Origin of the sequence: Methanosarcina sp. A14, assembly GCF_001729375.1 — an archaeon.
Classification (GTDB): Archaea; Halobacteriota; Methanosarcinia; order Methanosarcinales; family Methanosarcinaceae; genus Methanosarcina; species Methanosarcina barkeri.
In genome coordinates, this window is record NZ_LZPK01000008.1 from 1 (window position 1) to 22,711 (window position 22,711).

13 protein-coding genes are annotated in these 22,711 nt (G+C 39.4%); 3 read left to right on the plus strand and 10 right to left on the minus strand.

All coding sequences use genetic code 11. The annotated features are described in order from the left end of the window. Positions 1–346: 346 nt before the first annotated feature. The 5 genes from A9239_RS00425 to A9239_RS19210 all read right to left on the minus strand — a co-directional run bounded on the left by A9239_RS00425 (position 347) and on the right by A9239_RS19210 (position 9,033). Positions 347–1,414, minus strand: coding sequence for a citrate/2-methylcitrate synthase (locus A9239_RS00425; RefSeq protein ID WP_048123290.1), 1,068 nt, complete (start codon positions 1,412–1,414; stop codon positions 347–349). Between the two features lie 421 nt (positions 1,415–1,835). Further along, positions 1,836–4,640: an aconitate hydratase AcnA gene (gene acnA / locus A9239_RS00430; RefSeq protein ID WP_048154271.1), complete on the minus strand. Its 2,805-nt coding sequence runs from the start codon at positions 4,638–4,640 to the stop codon at positions 1,836–1,838. A 427-nt stretch (positions 4,641–5,067) separates the two neighbouring features. After that, a complete protein-coding gene (locus A9239_RS00435) occupies positions 5,068–5,937 on the minus strand; it encodes a hypothetical protein (RefSeq protein ID WP_048154279.1) in 870 nt (289 codons plus the stop codon). After that, complete coding sequence (locus A9239_RS00440) at positions 5,903–7,207, minus strand: P-loop NTPase fold protein (RefSeq protein WP_048154281.1); 1,305 nt, start codon at positions 7,205–7,207, stop codon at positions 5,903–5,905. Before A9239_RS00440 ends, A9239_RS00435 begins: the two co-directional genes overlap by 35 nt. A gap of 380 nt (positions 7,208–7,587) precedes the next feature. After that, a complete protein-coding gene (locus A9239_RS19210) occupies positions 7,588–9,033 on the minus strand; it encodes a hypothetical protein (RefSeq protein WP_176722075.1) in 1,446 nt (481 codons plus the stop codon). Between the two features lie 429 nt (positions 9,034–9,462). On the opposite strand from A9239_RS19210, the gene A9239_RS00450 reads away from it, so the two are divergent. After that, positions 9,463–10,224, plus strand: a complete 762-nt coding sequence (locus tag A9239_RS00450; protein WP_048154286.1) for a hypothetical protein — start codon at positions 9,463–9,465, stop codon at positions 10,222–10,224. 115 nt (positions 10,225–10,339) lie between these two features. Here the strand turns inward: A9239_RS00450 and A9239_RS00455 are convergent, their stop codons facing one another. Next, positions 10,340–12,196, minus strand: a complete 1,857-nt coding sequence (locus tag A9239_RS00455; protein WP_048154290.1) for a VWA domain-containing protein — start codon at positions 12,194–12,196, stop codon at positions 10,340–10,342. A 189-nt stretch (positions 12,197–12,385) separates the two neighbouring features. Continuing rightward, a complete protein-coding gene (locus A9239_RS00460) occupies positions 12,386–13,906 on the minus strand; it encodes an AAA family ATPase (protein WP_048120314.1) in 1,521 nt (506 codons plus the stop codon). Positions 13,907–14,413: 507 nt separating this feature from the next. Between A9239_RS00460 and A9239_RS00465 the strand changes: the two genes are divergently transcribed. Both A9239_RS00465 and A9239_RS00470 read left to right on the plus strand, forming a co-directional pair. Beyond that, complete coding sequence (locus A9239_RS00465; RefSeq protein WP_048120312.1) at positions 14,414–15,157, plus strand: HesA/MoeB/ThiF family protein; 744 nt, start codon at positions 14,414–14,416, stop codon at positions 15,155–15,157. A 132-nt stretch (positions 15,158–15,289) separates the two neighbouring features. After that, on the plus strand, positions 15,290–16,282 hold the full coding sequence (locus A9239_RS00470; RefSeq protein WP_048120310.1) for a hypothetical protein: 993 nt from the start codon (positions 15,290–15,292) through the stop codon (positions 16,280–16,282). A gap of 241 nt (positions 16,283–16,523) precedes the next feature. Here A9239_RS00470 and A9239_RS00475 read toward each other — a convergent pair whose 3' ends face one another. The 3 genes from A9239_RS00475 to A9239_RS00485 form a co-directional block, all read right to left on the minus strand. Further along, a complete protein-coding gene (locus A9239_RS00475) occupies positions 16,524–17,000 on the minus strand; it encodes a peroxiredoxin (protein WP_048120308.1) in 477 nt (158 codons plus the stop codon). Positions 17,001–18,795: 1,795 nt separating this feature from the next. Further along, the gene (locus tag A9239_RS00480; protein WP_048154294.1) at positions 18,796–20,895 is read right to left on the minus strand and encodes a cache domain-containing protein; all 2,100 of its coding nucleotides are present in this window, start codon (positions 20,893–20,895) and stop codon (positions 18,796–18,798) included. A 247-nt stretch (positions 20,896–21,142) separates the two neighbouring features. Then, positions 21,143–22,711 (minus strand): aminotransferase class V-fold PLP-dependent enzyme (locus A9239_RS00485; protein ID WP_369815380.1); only part of this gene is annotated, 1,569 nt, incomplete at its 5' end.

The window sequence follows — 22,711 nt, forward strand, 5'->3', positions numbered from 1 at the left end:
AGTGTTAAGTCAATTATCAAGGATTCAATTATTCCAAATAATTGTAATCGATTTTATACGACATTTTGTAATTGACTCGATACTAGTGATTTTTAATTTTCTGTTCATCACTGAATTTTGGTACTGAGTCGATTATTTACTTCTGGAAATATATTGTTTCATTTTTAACTTTTAATCTGTTTTTGAACCTGTTTTGCCTGAAAAAACAGTTTTATTTCTGGTTCTTGGCTTTCATTTGACAACTACTGTCTGCCAGATCCAGTCTCCCATATCTGTGTGTTTTTTTTCGACTTTTTCTATTCCATTTTTCTTTGCTAGTTTTCAGACGCAACAGGTTTTTAGGATTTCAACATTCATCGAGCATGAAAGCCCTGGGCCTTATGACCTTTTTCTTTTCGTACTGGTCAAAGCAGTGAGCTATCCAGCCTGAGACCCTGCCGATTGCAAAGATTGATGTTGCAAGTTGAGGGGGAATATCCATATACTTGTAAATGACTCCAGAATAGAAATCAACGTTAGGATAGATTGGCTTTCCTTTCTTTTCTACAAGTTCACGGATAACAGTGTTTTCTACTACTTCGGCAATGTTGTACCAGTGCATATCCCCTTTTGCTTCTGCAAGTTGTTTAGCAAGCTGCTTGAATATCGTCCCTCTAGGATCGTAAGTTTTGTAAACTCTATGTCCAAAGCCCATAATTTTTTCTTTTTTACTCAGCTTATCGAGGACATAACTCTCTGCATTTTCTGGATAAGCAATTTCTTCGATCATGGCTGTAACTTCTGCCCTTGCCCCTCCATGCAGAGGGCCTTTAAGGGTGCAAAGTCCGGAAATAACAGCAGAATAAAGGTCTGAAAGGGTAGAGGCAGTAACTCTTGAAGAAAAAGTAGAGGCATTTAGTTCATGTTCGGCGCTGAGGATAAAGTCTTTTTCCATGATCTCAGCTTCCAGCTGACTTGGCTTTTTTCCTCTTAGCATATAAAGGAAGTTAGCTCCGTGAGAGAGAGATGGATCCGGGGGTACAGGTTCTTTTCCGTTTGCGATTCTATAATACGTAGCAACTATGGTTGGTATCTTGGCAATTAACCGTATAGCTTTTCTCATATTTCCTTCAGGAGAGCTGTCGTTAATGTCCGGATCGAACTGTGATATAAAAGAAACAATTGTACGCAGCGCTTCTATAGAGTCAATATTGAAATTGCACATATGGATAACGTCTATCACCTCCCTGTTGACTTCACGCTCCCCATGCAGGCAGGCTGAATACTCGGCAAGTTCCTGATCTCCAGGGAGATCGCCGAGGATAAGTAGATAGGAAACGGCATCATAGGGAAGATCAACCAGCTGGTTAATGTCTATATCCCTGTATTTCAGAATGCCCTCCAACCCATCTATGAAACAGATATTTTTACTCATTTTATACCTCACAGTTATACCAAGAGGATTTTCAAAAAACTTTGAAGTTTGGGGAATCCTCTGCTTATATGTGGAAAATTTAACGCGAAGGGCCATATAAGACCCAAAAATAGGGTGACAATGCATTCCTATTATCATCGAATAAGTATATTAAATTTGTTGAAATTATATTTCTGAATCATTATAATTATTTTTTGATATTAAGAAAGCAAAGACCTTAAGCCTCGCGGTTATATTAAAATAAAATATGCTGTTTTTAGAATAAAGTTTTCCTTAAAATGTCCGTAAGAATTAAAATAACTCTCTATTGCTCTCTTTCCGATCAGGAAAATGAAAAGGTTTCAAGAAAGCAGGAAACTTATGAAAGCTTAAGAAACCTTTTCAAAAAGATTCTTTATTTAATTCAGGTATTGATAACCTGTTATTTTTTCTTCACTGAATCCCGCAGGAACTTGTGCAAAATCCCACTGTTGATGTAATACTCGATTTCAACAGCCGAATCCAATCTCAAGGTTACCTGGAATTGTACTTCGTTCCCTTTTTCGTCCTTTGCCCTTACAGTAAGATCTCCATGGGGTTCCATGTATTCAATGCCCAGAATATCATAGCTTTCCTTTCCTGTAAGGCCCAGGGTATCGGCATTCTCGCCTTCTTTAAATTGCAATGGAAGAACTCCCATGCCGACAAGATTACTTCTGTGAATACGCTCGAAAGACTCAGCAATAACTGCTTTAACTCCGAGCAGGAACGTACCTTTAGCTGCCCAGTCCCTGGAACTGCCTGTTCCGTATTCCTTTCCTGCAATAACGATCAGAGGAATATTATTTTCTGCATAAAGCATAGCAGCATCATAAATCGGTATTCCTTTACAGGGTTCCTCGGGGAAGTCTTCTTCCCGAGAATGGTATACTGTCCATCCTCCTTCCTTTTCCACGAGCCTATTCCTGAGCCGAATATTCCCAAAGGTTCCACGCATCATTACCTCATGATTACCCCTTCTGGACCCATAAGAATTGAAATCTTCAGGGCTCACACCCCAGGAAATCAGGTACCTGCCCGCAGGACTGTCTGAAGGAATGGCACCTGCAGGGGAAATATGGTCCGTGGTAATGCTGTCCCCGAAAAGGGCCAGAACTCTTGCATTCTTTATATCCGCAGGTGAAGGTGGAGCAGGCGGGAAGTCCATGAAGTATGGAGGTTCCTGAATATATGTGGACATAGGGTTCCAGTCATAGAGGGTACCTGTTGGAGCTTCCAGCTCTTTCCAACGTTTGGAACCCTCTAAAGCACCCGAATATTCTTTTTCGAACATTGAAGGTTTGATGCTGTTCTTTTCAGCGTCCTTTATCTCCTCCTTTGCAGGCCAGATATCCTTGAGGTAAACAGGACGTCCGTTGGGATCATAAGCAAGAGGATCGGTTTCGAGGTTGATGTTTACAGTGCCTGCGATTGCATAGGCCACAACAAGAGGCGGAGAAGCAAGGTAGTTTGCCCTGACAAGAGGATTAATCCGTCCTTCGAAATTCCGGTTTCCACTGAGTACGGCTGCGACAGTAAGGTCATTTTCCTTAATTTCTTTTGAAACCTTTTCAGGTAAAGGTCCACTGTTTCCTATACAGGTTGTACAACCGTAACCAACCTGGTGGAAACCAAGGGCTTCGAGATAGGGCAAAAGGCCTGCAGCTTTCAGATATTCCGTAGCTACTCTTGAACCTGGGGAAAGGCTTGTTTTTACAAAAGGCTTGACATGCAGGCCCTTTTCTACAGCCTTTTTGGCGAGCAGCCCGGCTCCTATTAAAACTGAAGGGTTTGAGGTGTTGGTACAGGAAGTAATTGCTGCAATCACTACGGAGCCATGTGTTACCCTGAAAGCCTTTTCCGAAGATTCCTTTTTTTCCTCTTCGGCACCGAGAATTTCAGGTTCCTTTAAAGGTGTCCCTCCGTCTTCTGTCCAGCGCTGGTAAGCAGGATCCTGAGGAAGTTCAATCCCTGACTCTTTCTTTCGGATAAAGGTCTGCTTCATAATTTCATGGTAGTTTTCAGGCATCTCACTCAAGAAAAGCTGATCCTGAGGACGCTTCGGGCCTGCAAGACAGGGCTTTACCGTGCTCATATCAAGTTCTAGGGTAGTGCTGAAAACGGGATCCGGCTCTTGAGGTGAATAGAGAAGGCCCTGAGCTTCCAGATACTTTTTCACAAGGTCCACCTGCTCTTCACTCCTGCCAGTTCTTCGCAGGTAGTCAAGCGTCTCGGCATCAGGTGGGAAAATTCCAAGGGTTGCACCATACTCAGGAGCCATGTTGGAAATCGTTGCCCTATCAGGAAGACTCAGTGAGTTTAACCCGGGCCCGTAAAATTCAACGAATTTGCCGACAACTCCCTCTTTTCTGAGCATCTTCGTAATTGTCAGGACAAGATCGGTGGCAGTAACTCCAGGCGCAGTTTTTCCGTAAAGCTTGAAGCCCACTACCTGAGGCACAGGCATATAATAAGGCTGCCCGAGCATTACAGCTTCGGCTTCTATGCCTCCTACTCCCCAGCCGAGTACTCCAATTCCGTTAATCATTGTAGTATGGGAGTCTGTCCCTACAAGAGTATCAGGAAATGCAGATAACTCCCCGTCTTTCTCTTTAAGATGCACAAGCGGGGCCAGATACTCAAGGTTCACCTGATGGATAATGCCCCTTCCTGGAGGCACGACTCTAAAATTATCAAAGGCTTTCTGAGCCCATCGCAGGACGGAATAGCGTTCCGTGTTGCGTTCAAATTCTTTTTTTTCGTTTTCTTCAAGGGCATATGCCGTGCCGTAGGAGTCCACCTGGACCGAGTGGTCAATAACAAGATCGGCAGGGATAACAGGGTTTATTTTTGCGGGATCGCCTCCAAGGCGCTGCATTGCCGAGCGGAGGGCTGCCAGGTCTACTACGGCTGGAACGCCTGTAAAATCCTGCATGATTACCCTTGACGGAATGAACGGAATATCCCTGTCACTTACATTTTCCGGGCTCCAGCGAGCAAGAGCCTCCACATCTTCGGTAGTTATTATATGCTTTTCAGTATCCGCATGCCTGAGCAGAGATTCCAGCAGGATCCTTATGGAGTAAGGAAGTAGGGAGATTCCCTCATAGCCCTTTTCTTCCAGTTTACCCAGACTGTAAATCGTAGCTTTTCCGGCAGCTGTTTCAATAGTGTCTCTGACCCCAAATGGGTCCGGACCTTCTCTCATATATTTATTACCTCCAGCAGAAATATGAAACTAAAATTATGATATTATAGATTTTCTCTTTATCACGTCAATTTCTTTATCGTGCGAGTCTCTTGATAGTATGAAGCCCCATCTTATCTTCAGACTATTTTATTCCTTCGGGTTTACTACTCCCTTTTTAATACAAAAGTTTGCTCCCATTGAAATTTTGCCCTATACTTTTTTCCGTAATCCCCGAAAATTGACCCCAACTAAATTATATATTAACCAGTATAATTATTGCTGATTTTTACTTTAACTTAAAATATACTGGTTCTTTAACCTGTATTCTCCAAATGTTATGGTAGGAGTGTTGGTAGACAAGCAAAGATAATATACAGAGTAAAAATAATTAATAAAGTCCAATGAACCTTACCTGATTCAAGGTAAACTCAGATATTAAATAGTGTTAATTTGGCTGCTTACCTTTTCTTCTCCCGTTATGTATTTGTGAAAAGCTTTTTAAAAATCTAATATCTTCATTGTCTTCATTGTCTTCATTGTCTTCATTTTCAAAAATTGGATTTTCCAAAATGTTGGAATAAATATTGTGAAGCGCGTCATACAAGATACCTGGGTCAATGAGTTCTGCTATTGAATCGTAGTTTTCATTCATAAAAGTCTTTGATTCACCGCTAGAAGAGTGCATGATCATATGAAAACACTTTAGAAATTTGAGAGAATAACTAGAATCCAAAGAGAATGTTTTTTCGATATATTTACTCAATTCTTCTTTGCAACCGCAGTCTCGCAAAAAATGGAATATGAAACCACCACAAGAATATCTTACGTAAATTGGTTCATTTTTAGAGATAATTTCATTTTTAATCCGATTCTTTATTATATCTTTTAAAGATTCAGTATCTTCTGCTAAAAACTGCATTTCCTCCCCATTAATAGTATAATAAGTATTTAATGCAAAGCAAATTGATCTAGCTGACTCGATCATTTTTTTGGAGCAAGCAACTCTAGTGGTCAATGGCATTTTTCGTAATAGATCTTCTATAAGATTTAAGCATGAATTCTTTGGAAAGTGTTCCGAAAGTTTAGATATCGATAATGCCAGTTTTTGAGAAGTTATAACATCTAGTTTGTTATTTATCCGATAGATCTTTGAAATAAATGAGTCTGCAGATCCTGGACCATTGGCCTTTATAAGCTCTATGATTTGAGATGAAATCCCTTCAATTTCTCTATCATCTATTTCTTCGGTTCTAGTAATGTTTTCAATGAGATGATCGATCTCAAGATCTGATATATCTCCTGCTGGGGACTGCATAGGAAAAGTAGCGATTAAAATAGCGTAAAGAAGAAATTCTTCTCTTTCTTGCTAATGATTGTTGATTTTCCACTGGATAAGAAGAGTATGAAGTATTAGAGAACCGCTGTGATCCAGGAAATAAAAAGGCTATCAAATCTCGAAATGGATCTCGTTCTTGAAAAGGTAAACTTTCAATCTCATTATTTATTCTTTCAAATGATTTTTTTAACTCCGTCTCAAGTAATAAATTACTATTTATAAATACCTCTGCATTATTTTTTATTAAATCGTACATTTTTGGGTAAAATACCCTAACGCCTTCAATAAGCATCAAGTCTACAATATTTACTTCATCTTCCAATATCGGAAGAGCAAAAATTAGAGCATTTTGATAACGTTTAGCCATTCTAGGAGTATTAAGTCTTACTTGTAGTCCTTTTCTGAACTGCTTGATAAATACTTCGTGCTCTTCTTCTGTGAATTTCTGTTTAATCATTGGAAGAACGTTATTGTCGATGCCATCACGCAAATAATAGAATAAAGCTGTTTCACCAATTTGTGGTAAATGTAATGGAACACTGATTATTTTTTCCAGAAAATTTCTACCGGACTCAATATCATTAGAACCATATTTGTCTCCTATTGCAGATGCAACCATTTCTTCATCAAAGGCTAAAATATAGTCTAGATAATAAAAGTCTGCCGATAATTTCACTAACTTGAAAATACTTTGAATTTCATTCTTGTCGAGTCTGTCTATATCATCCATCAGCACAACAATCCTAATATTGCAACTTTTTAAGATTGCTTGAATTTCTTTCTTAGATTCGGTTAAATCCAAAAAAGAATCTGATGAAAATGGATTAAACTGTAAGGGTCCAAGATTAATAGTAGTGGATTTACTTGTGGCAAATTGGGAAATATGTTTTCCGTATTTTTTGACTTGTGCTTTTAAATCATTAGAAGAGCTTACCTTTTCAAGTTTTCCCGCAAGGACATTAAAAAAGTCTTGGAGCAACATTACTTCATCTGAGTAATACCACGGATTATATCTAATACAAATAATATTCTCGGTTCTTGTTAATTCGTTTTCGATGAAATTTAGTACTGTAGTTTTCCCTTCTCCCCATTTACCATAAATTCCTACGACGATACTACTTGGCTCCTTTCGTGAGACTATAATATTTGATATTTGTTGAGCAAAAGGTTTTCTTTTAAAATAGTCTTTTTCGACTTCGGGATCATCTGAAATAAATGATTTTGAGAGTGTAGAGGAGGTATCTTCCATAATATCTGTTTTAAATGATTTACATATTTATGAACTATTCCAAAACTAACTTTTTCTTGATCGGTGGGATTTTAAAGATCATTTTTAGAATTAGATATTCAATCATGCGTCTTCGGTTAAGCGAAGAATCGTGACAAATTGCGTCAATATCCTCAACATTTATTAAATACTTTAATAGATCCTGAGCTTGAACTTGGTATCGATTTCATGTAAAGAGACCATCATTTAAGGTCGGTTTCTAATGCAAAATCAGTAGCTATCAAGCAAGAAAATTCCTTAACCGATGACCAATGGATATTCAATTGGTCACTCAAATACAAGACTTAAAAAAGCAAATTTTGAGTCTTGAAATAGCTCAAAAGAAAAAAGGTGGAAACTGCTTATTTTTCAGCATCTCCAATTGTTACGGTATAATCAAAGCTCTCGGTATTTTTGGGAAAGATCGAAAGGGTCCATTTTCCTGCAGCTCCAGGCGTGGTATAGGTTTCAACAAAGGTTGTGGTGCCTCCCTGATAATTTCCCTGGTATCTAGTTTCCATATTGCTTGTAACTCTTGAGGATATATATGGAAGAGAATACGACATCTGTGGATACGTATCATCCACTATGTTTATCGAGCCACTACATTTTGTGTTTACAAGAGTAGGGGTAACCTCATTTCCTGAAGGATCTGTTAGGCTCACATTAAAAGAAGGCTTAAGATTCTGGTTTCCTCCGGTAGTATACAGGCCGTAATCATACTGATTGGCTTTGATATCCAGGGTGATAGGGCCGTCTGTCCCGGCTTCAAAGGTATTTTCATAAGGTTTCCCAGGCACTGGAAGAATACGGAAATTCAGGGAAATCCTTTCCTCACATTCACGAATCCCAGGGTCGTCAATATTCAAGTCAAAGCTGCCTCTATAGCTGCCTTTTGCATCAGCAGGAACCGCAAGTTCAAGTTTTACGATAGCTGTTTGTCCGGCTTTTATTTTCTCAGGAGCTTCGACACGTAACGCATCGTCTCCAAAGACCTGCTGCGACATTCCTGCAGAGAAACCTGCGTCAGCGGAGATGATGCCTCCTTCAGTAAGCTCAGGGGAAATTGCAATATCTTTATTGCCTGTGTTCTTGAGCTTTATTTCATAAGTATAATCCTTTCCGGCTTCAACAAGGTCATTTACATAAGGTGCAAGAATCTGGACTGAAGGCTTGACCCATAAATTTAAGTTCATCTGCATTGTGCCTGGGAAATTCGGACTCCCGGCTACATCTCCTTCAGGTACCTTTTCCGTGAAAGAAAGGAGCACGGCATAGTTTCCAAAATCAGCATCTTTTGGTATGTTCACTTCTACCTGAAATTCCTGTTTTTCGCCAGGCTTCAGAGTCCCCTCTGAAGGACTTATTCTGATCCAGCTTTCGTTTATGAAATTTTCCGTGTAAGGAGGGATTACAGATTTCGGCTTCAACTCGATTGTCTTGTTGTCTTTGTTCTCAACGGTTACAATAAAGTTTTCACGGTCTCCAGGTTCAAGTTCAAGTTGCTTATAAGCTGGATCAACCCTTACTTTCTGAAACTCGGGGAAGTAATCCCCGGCATAACTCGAAGATGATGCACTGCTGCCACCACTACTCCAACTCGAAGATGATGAACTGCTGGAAGCACTGTCCCAACTCGAAGACGATGCACTGCTGGAAGCACTGACCCCGACTTTTGACTGCACTTCTTCTGTTGCAGGCACGGAACTATTTTCATTCTCTGCCCCTGTACAGGCAATCGAAAGTATTGCTACAACAAGGAGCACGCATACGATTCCTTTTAACGCCTTAGTATCCATTATGTGCATATTTTTAACCTCGCTCATTATTTACTAAGGCTTGAAACTTATAAAATAATTTCCTAAACTGCCAATTAATTTGCAGTTATTTTTACAAAATAAGGGATTAAATAACTTAATTTCTGTTATCCGTTTTTTATATGTTTTGCTTCAAAAAAGGCAGATGATTGTTCGCTTGGCTCTGATATTTCCTAGCCAAATCTGCAAACTCAAACTTTGCTGAAAAGAGATAAACAGAAAAAGATATCAAGTCTCAATATTAAACTCCTGATAGATAATTAAGTTAATACGCAGTAATCAAAATTAATACGCAGGTAATTTAATCTTATATTTAACGCGGGTTGATACTAAAGTTGCCGACTACTAATCATTTCCGCGCAAGTAAAGTTTTTTGTTTTAAGAGGGAAGGCATTTATTTTCAGGAAGGAGTGCATTTTCTTGCTTAAAGACAGAGTATTCGACAGACTTTCAGATGCAGGGTTCAGGATCCGGAATAAATCCAAATCCAGAAAGGCTTCATCGCGTGAAGCTATCTTTGGGTCCAGTCCTATAATTGATGCTGATTTCGTTGAGGTAGATGACGTTGAAGTAGATGGCATTGAGGTGGATAAGGGCTTTTTCCACGATCCGAACTCCTCTTATGAAGCGGATTCAGAGCCAATCGACTTGGACCTTCTGGAAAAACTCCGAGAATACCTTAAAACGAGGTCTGAGGAGGAAATTTTGGAGATCTTTAGAGAGGTCCGTGAAATTCTGGAAAGCAGAGGCTCTGAAAATGATTTTCGAAAGGCGTCTGGAGAGGAGATCCCTATTAATCACAGAGCAAGACTAAAAAAGATCTCAGAGAATGCTTTCAAAATCTTCCTGGAAACGGCTTCTTATGGCAGAAAACAGATAATTAGCGCCTCAAAAGTAGCTTCCTCAAAAGCCTCAACAATAGCATTCGAAGGAAAAGAATCAATGATTGATTCCTCAAAAAAGATCAACGAAAAATGGAATAACCTGAGTCCCAGAGATCAAAAAATCATTTCCGAATTAATTGTTGCAATGATCGAAATTGGGCTGCTTAAAGGAGCTAGTCGGAGTAAACAGGCTGCATTTTCTGTCCTGTCAAGCATATCCAGGCGCCAGACCCCAGCACGGAAAGATCTGGACGATTTTGGAGAAGGTCTGCAGAAACTTTTCAAGCACAGGCATTAAAGCACGAAGGATCATAATATATCTACAGTGTGAAGAACTAAAAACATCTTAAAAAATAACACGCAGTAATAAATGTTCGAAAATCAAAAATATTCGGGAACTTATATCCGGGAGCTTAAAACCTGTAAGGTTTGCTTATAGCTTTCACAAAACTTGCAGGGCTTTCTGCAACATCCCAGTTTTCGGCATTCCCTATAAGATACGTGTGATCCGAAATCTGTTGCAGTCCGCCGGCATCATAATTTCCGATAATCAGGGAAAAGATCCGGGCTTTTCTTTCGGCTTTTATCTCATTCCATTCCCGAATAAGGGGCCTTTCTGAGAGTTCGGAATAGCCATCGGTAAGGAAGAGAAGATCGGCTCCCTCGAAGGCTTTTTCGTTTTTCATAGACTTAAGGCCTGCGCGAAGTGCGGTATTAAAATCGGTGCCACCGCCAAAAGTAAACTTCAGGAACTCCAGAAACTCCCCGCCCATGCGCTTTTTATTTGTAAGTTCAATTTCAACGGTCTGCCACTTAGAGGAGAAGAGGATCACCTTAACATCCCTGTTTTCTGTTAACATTCTTCTCGTAACTGCCAGAACTACGGCTTTTGCAAGAAGCTCTGGGCTTCCCCGCATCGACGCCGAGGTGTCTACAAGGGCGACTACAGGCCCTTTTCTCTTTTTTCCGGCACTATCCGAGTTCCAGTTTTCTCCTTTTAGCTGGTAGGTCAGGAGTTTTCCTTCAAGCATATCAGCATAGAATTTACGCTTCAGGAGAGGATTTATTAGCTTTACGGTTTCTGCTGGAAGTAATGTCTGGAGGTCGCCTGAAAAGGTAACCGAATGAACTTCGCTTTTACTGTGCGGAGATAAACTCAGCTTTTTTGAGCCGTACTCAAGTTCGATTCTTCCTACCTGCTCAAGAATTTCGTGGATGTCCGAGCTCTTTCTAAGAAGTGCGGCGTATTTTTCAAGGTTTCCGAAGTATTCTCTGTGAAGAGCCTTCAAGGAGTAATCCCAGGCTCTGCCCGGAAAGAGCATTGAGAGAATTTCTAGCATTTCAAGGTGGTCTTCAAGCACAGGGATAAGCTCTTCAATTTTTGCAGCTATGCTTTCTTCTATAACAGAATCAAGAGCTTCTCCTGCCTTCTCTGAAGACATGAAGTTCAGAGTCATTGAAGCAAGCCTTTCGGACCCAGCAGTATATCCAGGCTGCATATATGGATTTTCCCAGTTTTCATGCTCAGGGTCTTGCAGGGAACTTTCCTGTTTGAGAGAATTTTCTTCTTTGAGAGAATTTTCCTGCTGGAAGGAACTCTCTTGTGTAAGAGAACTTTCCTGTGTAAAGGAACTTTCTTGTTCGAGGAAACTTTCTTGTTCGAGGAAACTTTCTTGTTCGAGGGGACTTTCCGGTTTGTTTTCTTGAGTTTCCTGTTGATTGGATATGTTAGGATTTTCCTGCAACCAGAAATTTTCCTCAAGATCTCTTATTCTGTTTCGTTCCCATGCCGATTGAGTTTCATCGATTAGCTTCCTCAGAGCTTTAAGGCTTTTTTCCATGTTTTTTGCGAACTTTTTTGAAAATTCAGATTCTATTTTTCCATAGTCATCCAGAAGTGTAAAAAGTTCTTCAAGCAGGGCTCTGAGTATAAAAACACCTGCCAGGTTGTTGGCTCCGGCAAGAGTTTTTATTTCAGCCCAGACCCCAAAATTTCTTAAACCTAAAAAGATTGGATAAAAAGCTCCAAATTTACTCATAAACAGCTTTTCATCTTTTATTTCGTACCCATCTTCTGAAAAGAGCTCATAAACAAGAATTTCTGCAATTTCTTCCCTGACTTGCCTCGGCATTTTTCGTGGAGTCGCCAGGACATCCCTGAGTTCAATATTCAATATTGTGGAAGGATTGAAGGCATGGCTAAACGATAAAGATGAGCCTGATCCGTGAATACCCTCGAAATCTTCCTTCCGCTTTTTAAATTCCTGCATGTTTTTCCTTTTCCGGAAATTCTCCAAAGTTTTAGGAGTTTTTGATAAGTTATAGGAGTTTTTAGTTAAGTTGTCTTCTTATCTATTATATTTCAGAGATTTTTCAGTTCGATTTCAGAGACTTCTTATTTATATTTTAAAATTTTTCAGTTATATTTCAAAAGTTTTTCAGCTATATTTTGGAAATATTCAGGTTTCAGCTATCTCTCCTGCTTTTTCAATGGTTACATCAAATACCCTGGGTTTTTCGAGCAGGAGCCTTACCTCGTTTAGACTGTTTGCAATCTCGTAAACATCGGTATTTTTGGAGCGATATTTCATCAGGATTTCCTGGCTGTCCTGCCCTGAAACCCAGATATTTTCCCGAAGGGTTTCCTCAAGCGCTTTTTCTTCTTCCTGGATTTGCTTTTTGAAATAGTTCAGTTTTTCTTCAAGATTTTCGTACTCTTTTTCATAGAGCTTCTTATCTCCATAATCAAGGCTGATCTTGAATTCAAACCCGTATTTTCTGCGGAATTGTTCTGCCAGGGATTCGAAGCTCAGGGAACTGTTGACATTGCTATAATCAAGCCCGAAATTGTAAGTATGGGTCGGAAACTCGGCATGGTGTTTCAGCAGGTCAAGGGAATTGTCGAATGTGAGGCTCCTCTGCGCTTTGACCCCTGAGAACCTTGAACTTTTCAGGCTGTTTGTTGTTCTTCTCTCTTCTTCGTAGCATTTATTACAGGCTACAAGATCCGGCAGTTCCTGCTGTAAACAACCGTATATGGAGTTTTTCAGATCAAGGACATCCAGTTTCAATTTGCCAGTATCCGTGCCCCCTGAAACAACCCTGTCCAGAATAAGTTTCCTGATTGCTTCCTTCTGTTCCGGCACTTCCCAGAGTACGTGCTGCAGCAGGACAGCAGTCATCCGGTCTACACTGGTATGACCGTTTACGAATGAAGCTACTCTGAGTACATTTACAATTTTCTTCCAGCGCCTGTCCGAGACAAAAATATTTGAGTTCCTGAGTTCTCTCCGGAGTGCCTTTATAATTGACCGAACCTCAGGATCAACAGGGAGGTCTCTTGCTCTCTTCTGGGTTTCCTTTATATCTTCTATGCTGAGTTTCGTTGAGGGCACGAAATCTTCGGTGTTTTTGAAGATCAGGTCTTCAAGGTTCTCTTCGTGCTGGATATAATCCACTTTGTATCGGAACAAAAAACGGTCGTAAAGGGCTTCGAGGCTTTCATCTTCTTCCGGCAGCTCGTTGGAGGCCCCAAAAACGGTAAAAAGAGGTACCTCAATAAGCTCTTTGCCGTTATGGTATTTTCTCTCATTCAGTACAGTCAACATACTGTTTAAGATGGAACTGTTTGCCTTGAAAATCTCGTCAAGCAGAGCTATATGCGCAGTTGGAAGGTAACCTTCTATCCGCCTGCTGAACTCGTCCCTCTCAAGCGCCTTAAGGGAAAGCGGTCCAAATATCTCTTCAGGCGTGGAAAAGCGGGTCAGAAGATAATGGAAAAAGTTTCCTCCTTCTATAGTTTCGCAGATTTTGCTTGCAAGCAGAGTTTTTGCAGTCCCGGGTGGTCCAAGTAAAAGGACATGTTCACCAGAAAGGAGTGCAAGAAGAGACCCATTAATTTCAGCATCTCGTTCTTTGAAGTAGCCTGAAAACTCCTGTTTGATATTGATAACCGTATTCTTTAAATCCAGGACTCTCATAAATTCCAAGACCTTTATAAATTTCTTTTTTTCAGCATCCCGCCTTTAGTATATGAGAAAGATGCTGCAATATTGAACTGCAATAGCCGGTTAGAATAATGTAAAAAAAATGAACTTCCTATTTTTATGGGCCTTGCCTTAATTAATTTTTCTAATAATTCTTGCCCCTACCACCGATATGCCTGCGGCTCATGTTTCATCCCAAAGATATACCTTTCTGCTTTGAGATATATCTTTCTGCTTTGATACTACTGAATACCAGATTTTTATCCGATTTTATGTGCTGGGCTGGTATCCACTTTGATTAAAGTTGGGCTGGTATCCACTTTCATAATTAGAGTTCATGCAGATCCTGCTGATCCTTCCTTTTATGAGAGCCGAAGAGATTATGCATAAGAAAGGTGATGATTAAGGAGAATGATTCAAATTCAACTGAGCGAGAATATTCCAGGTGACGAAAAAATAGAAATCGTATCCTGAAAATAGATTGAATTCCGGAGTCCTTGCATGAATGATTTCGAGCGTGAAAAATACAGTCGGCAGATCCTTCTTTTTGGGGAAGAGGGGCAGGAAAAGTTGAAGAATGCAAAAGTGCTGGTTGCCGGGGCAGGCGGACTGGGAAGTCCAGTTTCCACCTATCTCGCAATAGCAGGAGTCGGAAAAATAATTCTTGCAGATTTCGATTCCGTGGATCCCAGCAATCTAAACAGACAGTTTCTTCACCATCAAAAGGACATCGGAAGGCTTAAAATAGAGTCCGCAAAGGAAAAACTGCTTTCCATGAATCCGGATATTGAGGTTGAAACCATAGTAGAGATGCTTACCGAATCAAATCTCGAAAACCTGGTTCCTGAATGTGATGTTATAGTTGATGCGCTTGATAATCTCGAAACTAGGCATATGCTTAACAGGCTTGTCGTAAAAAGAAGGATTCCTTTAATACATGGAGCAGTTACAGGCTATGATGGTCAGGTAACAACAATAGTACCTGGAAAAACTCCCTGTTTTTACTGTATTTTCCCACGCATTTCCAAAAAAGAAGTTTTTCCGGTTTTAGGGGCAACTGCAGGGATTATCGGGTCTATTCAGGCAAACGAAGTAATTAAATTTTTGACAGGACAGGGGAAGCTTCTGGAAGGCCGCCTTTTGTTCTGGAACGGGCTTTCAGGAAATTTCAGTGAAATTTCACTTTCAAAGTTAAACAATTGCCCTGTTTGTGGAAATCTTACAGAAACCCGTGTAAATAAATAAGAGATTTTCCGGTTTTAACCAGGGCAATCCTTTATTTCAATTCCCGGCCGTATATTAACCAATTTATATATATCTTCAGTAATAATACTTATTGGGTATCTTATTACAGGGGATCTTGTGCGAGGGAATTTTATGACAAAGAAGACCATGCCAGTTAAGAAGGAAGTCAATGGTTTGAACGGGAACTCAAATTTATGGTCTTATGGATTTCAGGATCTGAATATTTTCTCACCTGCTTCACTTCCTGCTTCACTTCCTGCTTCATTTCTTGCTTCACTTCCTGCTCCTATCCCGAATGCACCTTATTTTGACCTTCGGATCTATAGGGAACCTATGATAAAGTCGTTGATCAAGGTACACAGTAAAGATATGTACCGGCTGCTTGAGGAGGTTCACTTTGATGGAAACTACTATAGGGTAAAGTGTGTAAGTTCAGGGGAGTGGGAGTATTGCTGGGATTTGGCTGTCAGGATTCAATTTTTCGGAAAAATGCTGGGAATGACTCTTTATCCCAAGCGCCTGGTCTCACAGAAAGAAAAAAGGATTGTTTACAGGTCTATGATCCTTGTTAACCCTTATCAGCTCTGGGACGAGGCTCTCGTAAACAAATTCTGGAATTTGCAGGAAAGGGTTGAGTTCCTGATAGCCAGAATTCTTTTTCACGAGTGTATTCACGTTATGATCTCGCTTGGAAACATCCTGCCTTCAGGGTTCGGAAATACGGACATTTACCTTGAATTCAGGAAGATGCTGGAGGTCTCGGTTTCCGAGAATCTTTCTCACGAGCTTCATAATGTGCAGTTCCGCCTCTGGAATCTTGTGCTGTTTGGATATTCAGGGTCAGAAAGTGAAAAAAAACTACTTGAAAGAGTTCAGGAAATATATGAATTTCTGATCAACGAGAAATACACGAACCAGAAAACTGGAAAAGCTTTCCGTTTCCCCTCAAACAACAAAAAAATTGCCAGAAAGTACTCCTGGATAGCAGCCGTTAAAGCCGGGGGAGACAAGCAGGTTAGCAAAAGAGTCTGGCAGGTAGAGGTCCGCAGACTCAGGATAGCACTGAGAGAACTCTTTGAGGGAATTGATACGGAATTAAGTAATATAGGATTTACAATGAAGTAATATGGGATTTACAATGAAGTATGGGATTTACAATGAAGTGAAATGGGATTTACAATGGAGTGAACGAAATAAGTGGATAATTCGGGGTAAATTAAATGAAAAAAGTTGAATAATTATAGAATTGATGGATTTTCTGACCTTTTTCTTTTTCCAGCCTTCATTCTATGATTCGTAGTTTACTTTTCTCCTTATTTCTTCCTGTAATTTTATTACTTACTTTATCTCTCTATTGCTTTGTTTTTTAGAGCTGAACTTTACTCCCTTGTTCCAGAATTCTTGCAATCTTTGCCATATCAGGAAGTTCGTGCACAGGATATTCTTCGAAGAATATAACCTTCTGTTCCTCGTCGATAATTATGTTCGCCCTCTGAGAAACCCCTTCTTTTTCTCTGAATATCCCATATGCTCTGGCAACCTCCCCATGCGGCCAGAAGTCCGAAAGAAGCTTGATGTGCGTAATTCCAAGTTCCTTAGTCCAGGCTCTTTTTGAAGGTATAGGGTCCACACTTATGCCAAAAGCCACCGTGTTCAATCTGGTGAACATTTCGTGGTTTTCCTCAAGTGATTTCATCTGTTCTGCGCACACGTTTGTCCAGGCGAGTGGATGGAATGATAAAAGAACCTTCTTGCCAGCGAAATCATAGAGGTGCACCTCTTTCTGTTTCTGGTCTCTTAGCCTGAAATCCTGTATTTTATCCCCGATATTAATTTTGCTCATAATAATCTCCCCAATTTAATAAAATCGCCTATGTTTTATAAATTGTCTGCTTGCTGACCTGTTTAACAATGCTGGCAGTTTTGCATCTTTGACAACGAGAAGTAAAGATTGGAATGTAAAAAAGGTTCAAAACTGGTATAAGATGTGAAAATAAAGTGAAGAATGGTTTATATTAAAAAAGAGTCGGGAAACAAAAGTAAAAGTAGTATAAATAAAAAGGACTAAATAATCAACAGCCTTTAAATGATTATAAAAACTTTGTTTCTCTTCTCTACCTAAAACGCATAGTGAACTTGAAATTATAGTAAAATTAATTTTTAATCTTATTTACTTAATTCTCTGAGTTTTTTTTCTTGAGAAGGCTCTTGCATTTTTCAATTATACCTTTATTATCCGATGCCGGTTTGCTATTATTCATTCTATTGCGTTTCATTTGATCGTGTTCTCTACGAGATATTGGTTTAGAAGTTTTTTTGGACATTGTTAAACACCGTTTAAATGTAATAAAATCAATCTTTCTTAGGTTATGCCCGTGAATTGTCAATCAATTATAAAAAATGAGTAGATTTGTTATTTTGAGTAAACATAGAGAAATTCTTATACGTGTGATTTTTCAATAACTGACAGACATTGTTGTTCTTATTTATATCCAGAGTTGGTGCAATAACCGGTGAAATGTTAGTGACTCTAACCTTTTCTGAAGATTGAAATCATATACCCATATTTACTATACAACTTAAATATAAGAGTAACGAAAGTCCCTGAGAAAATTCTTATTCGTTTTCCGGTATTGCAAATTTTATAACAAATTCAGTTCCAGAACCTCTTTTTAATTCAAGTTTGCCTTCTAGCTGGTCTACAAGGATAGCAATTAACTGAAAACCGAGAGTGTCAGAATCTTCTAGAATTAATAGAATTTAATTGGCTTATATACAAGTATTTTTGGTAGCCACTGCACAAAGTTCAGCCCCCAATAACATACTACGACAATGCCACGATATCTGTAATTGATACAGCCACAAAAAGGAGGTTAGGAACAATTGTCGTGTAGTTTTCTGCAGTTGTTGGACAAATTCACGTCCTGGCATCAAATTGAAGATTACTTGACTGAATAAAGTATACTCTTAAAACTATCTTCCGTCTGGATTCAAGTTAATTGCAATTTTGGAGCACTTATAACAACGTTCCAAAATGAAAATGGTTTCAATCTCCAATCAGTTTTTAAGTTAATTGCAATAATAAGCAGCGATTATTATAATACTAAAGAAATAGTCTCACTCTCTATTGAGTCTTCAAGTTAATTGCAGTTTACCGGCATTTCAAGATCGTCACAAGAAGGCATAAACCATGAAGATAAAAACTATATTTAGAACTATACTTAGAACTATATTAGACATATTAATTTTATGTATAATAGGTATATGTCTTTCTGCCATCGTTTTACTGAGCAGAGACCCAAAAAATCAACTGACTTGCGCTTTGTTGGTTGGTCTGTGTCTTTCAATGGTGTATATTCTTTGTGGTGCAGTGGAGAAATTCAAATGATGAGGCAATTAAGCTGATCATTTGCAAATTTCAGAGAGTAGAATCTCCAAACCTTACTAAGCTCAAAGACTTAAAGACAATCGATTTTATACGACATTCTGCAGTTGACTCGACACTAAGCATGATTCTGTTCTAAGATGATAAAGAGCCTGATCCAGACTTTCTTTTTTTCTACTTATGTAAAAAATATGGGGTAATTATTACTGAGAAAATTGGATAACGATATCAGTTTCCAAATAAAATTAATCCATCAATAGAAATTCAGGAGCGTAATCATCAACAGAAATCCCGCAATTATAGGCCAGTAAAGCACTTTCATATACAGATTATCCTTTGTATCAATAAAAGGGATATTTATATGGGACGCAAATACTATTGAATTCAGAGATACAGCTAGAATTGCCAGATACAGTATAAGGTAGAAATATTCAAGGTAAATCATACAATTCGTAGGGATTTTAGCCCTGAGGGAGGCATGGGAAACAATAAGGACAAAAAAGAGAGAGGCACAATAGGTCAAGACTCCCGAAGATTTAAACCCAAACTGATTTTTCTCTTCTTCCCTGGTTGTTATCAAAAGCACCACAAACAGAAGGATGACTACTACTATTATGGGCAGCAAGTCGGAAACAAATGGAGACTTTAGGTCTCTTTTGATAGCAACATTGAAGTAAAGCTCGGGTAAGTTCTTATGTTTAAAATCTTTTACCCCAAAATTGGTATTATAGGAATTTATCCTGTAACTGAAAAAAGTTTTTTGTGGCTTCCAGCCTTCAAGCACGAGAGAGTTTTCTAGGCCGAGAAGTTTTTCCGGAGCCAGGCTGTCATAGGAATCAAAATCTGGGATCAGAACACTTTCTTCAGAAGTGTTGTTCCAGAATTTAATCCATATATTTTCCTCGTCAAACGGATATCTGGAATAATCGAATTGCTGGCGCAAAATAGTCGTGAAACGCCAACCTACGATATTCTTGTCCTCATCCACATAGGCCTTTTCAACTGTGCTTTCTTTTGATTCCGGGAAACTAAATCTCGGCGAAGCCTTCTCAGCACTCAGCCCTGAAATATTTTGCCAGACATACCCAGTCATGGTGATGTCATTAGAAGTCGAAAACTCTATGGACTGGATAAAGACCCCCGTGGGAATCCTGAAAGCTTTCGGGTTTGTATCGGATTTTAGCATTACTGTTTCAATATCTACCATGTCGAAAACAACAATATTATCATTCTCGTCGACTTCAATCGACGATTCATTTAAAGTAAAGTGCCAGATGATGCCCATTCCCAGGATGCAGAGGGATGAAAAAACAAGAGCCAACAGCCAGAGACTTCTATCGTCATAACTGAAAATGGAGACAAAAAGCAGGGACAGGAAGAATAAAAAAGCAAAAGTTAAAAGCATGACCTGAATAATAGAGCGATCCTGCTCTATATCTTTGTTCAGCAAAATTTCTTCTTGAGGAAGGGCAGTACCCAGTATCCAGTCTGTAGAAAGAATATTTTTGTAAAATACCCAGGAAGATTGCCCTGTCCGATCATTTTCTACAACTCGGCCTGTCATGTTTTTGCTTATGTTTTCGCTTATAAGGTTAAGTTCAGTGTCTTCTTTTGCCAGTTTGTGAATATTTCTGAGTAGATAATACTGAACAGGATAGGAAACGATTAAGCCTTCCTCAGAGAAGATAAAACCATAACCCGTATTTCCAAGATCAAGGCTTCCTATCTGCGTTCTTATTCCTTCAATAGAACGGCTCGCACACACAACTCCTGCAACTTCGCTCCCGTTTTTGAATTCTGCAAGATAAAATGGAGTTGAATAATCTATCAGATAAGTACCATCTGCGATCCCGAAATAAGGCTGGTCCCAGACTCCACACTTCTTTTTTATGGCATTATTATACCAGGTTGTTGTTTCTTCACTATTATTCGTATAGTCGTACAGGATTGGAGAATCCAGGATATTTGAACCATTCTTTTTGAAATGAAGTGAATGAAGTTTCCCATAATATTCAGGGGAATACGCAATGACAATGCTGTAAATATTTGGATTTCCCTTCATTTTATCCAGGATATGCTGCCTGATAATGGAATCATTTTTCAGTTCTCCAGAACGCAATTCTTTTGCAATTCCTTCAGTAAGGAGACTCGTCGAATTAAGTTCGCTCGATATATTTTCCAAAACAACGCTAGCTTTGTTGTACGCATCTACCTTTGTCTTTTCTAGAATTTTATCGTCTGTATTGTTGCTATAATATTCATATCCAGCATGTATTGTCAACAGAAAACTGATCAGGCAGAGTATTAATGCAGTATAAACTACAGTTTTTCCCCAACTATTCGATGCAGTCATTCTTATCTCTCAAATATCTGCCACTTGTTGTGAATTTCTACTGAAATATAGGAAAGCATAAGCAGGTACTGAAATATCAAGTACTGACGTATCAAGTGCTTAATTTTTTAGAGATGTTTATCAACTCTCTAACAAGTGTTAAGTTTTTTAAAAATTATTTTTAATTAGGCAATTTCAAGCGACACATTTTGAGCAATTGAATCTGAATTGATACAGTTCAGAAAAAATATTCTTGTATACTTCTTATTTATGGTCCTCTGTTCAGGAATACTCTTCGCTTTACCTTTTCTGCTTTTAGAACTCTGATCTCCGGTTCATGCATCAGTCCTTGAAGGAAGTTCATAAATCGATAGACGTCTGAGAAGTTTGTCACAAGACCAAGCGATACACGTATGCTTGACATTTTAGTTTTTACAGCAAGGCAGGATTCCTGGTTCTTGCAATCTGAGCCATAGGGATACCTGCTGGAAGGTTTCAAATTCTCAAAGCATGAAGCCATTTCTTTTCTGGTGATATTATGGCTTACTTCACCGTCTCCAGGATTACAGAAACAGCCGGTTCTTAAAGAGATGCCTGCTTTATTTGCAGCCTCCTGAACTGTCTGGCAATCAAAAGGCGTTCCGTCTGCATGGTAGAGGTTAAAAGCAATTGTCCCTCCTCGCCTCTCAAGTCCGGATGGGCCGTGAATCTTTACCATAGCCTGGCCATTGGGATACTCCAGAGCCTGCATCTTATCCAGCAGCCAGCCAGTAAGGCACATCACTCTTTTGTGAATGACATCCACACCAATCCCTTCGATGTGCTTCAATCCTATTTCCAGGGCAGGTATGCTGAGATAATTGACAGTGCCGTCTTCAAAAGCCTCAAATGCTTCAGCGCCCTGATGAAGGCAATACCAGTTTTCTTTCTGGACAGAAACTATGCTGATAGTACCCCCGGAAAACCAGGGCCTCTTTAGTTTATTCAAAGCATCTTTTCGGACAATAAGACAGCCGAGACCAGTTGGGTAGCCAAAAATTTTGTAAAATGAAATTGAGACAAAATCGGGGTGCCACTGACTCAAGTCAAGGCGGTTAGTAGGTACGAAGGCAGCAGAATCCAGCAAGACATCCCAGTTTTTTTTCCGGGCTTTCTCAATCCAGTCCAGGGGATGCTGTACTCCCGAAAAGTTGGATTGAGCTGGATAAGCAAACAGGTTGTTTCTCTCAGGTCTGGCCTGGTCAAGATAAAACTCCAGCTTTTCTTCATCCACTCTCAGCTCAGGGGAAATCATAGGAATGTAGCTTACGGAAGATCCTTTACTTTCTGCAAAAACTCTAATGCCATTGACGGAGTTATGATTATCTACGGTTAACAAATACCTATCTCCTTTTTCGAACGGATAGGCTTCTCCTACTAACCTGAGAGCACCTGTAGCATTGGGAGTAAAAATAGCTACATATTCATCAGGAGACGCATTAAAAAAGCTTAATATTTTAATTCTGGCTCGCTCCACAAGCTTTGTCATAGCTATTGAAGTCGGATTGTCGGAATGAGGATTCCCAAAAACATTGCATCGAAGCAATTCCATATGTTTGAGGAGCTGACTATTAGCGTATAGCCCTCCACCTGTATAATCCAGATATATTTGATCATGCCAGTCCAGGCGTGCGTATTCAAGGTCCCTTAGCTCATCGAGAATGTGCGTTGTTTCAAACTCCGGATAATCCTGCTTGAACTCTGCAAAAGAGCTATTCATTTTTTCGGGACTGAAATCAAGTGGTACTTCTAGATATTTCTCTGGTGAATGCATACATTTATTCTCCCCTAAATTATT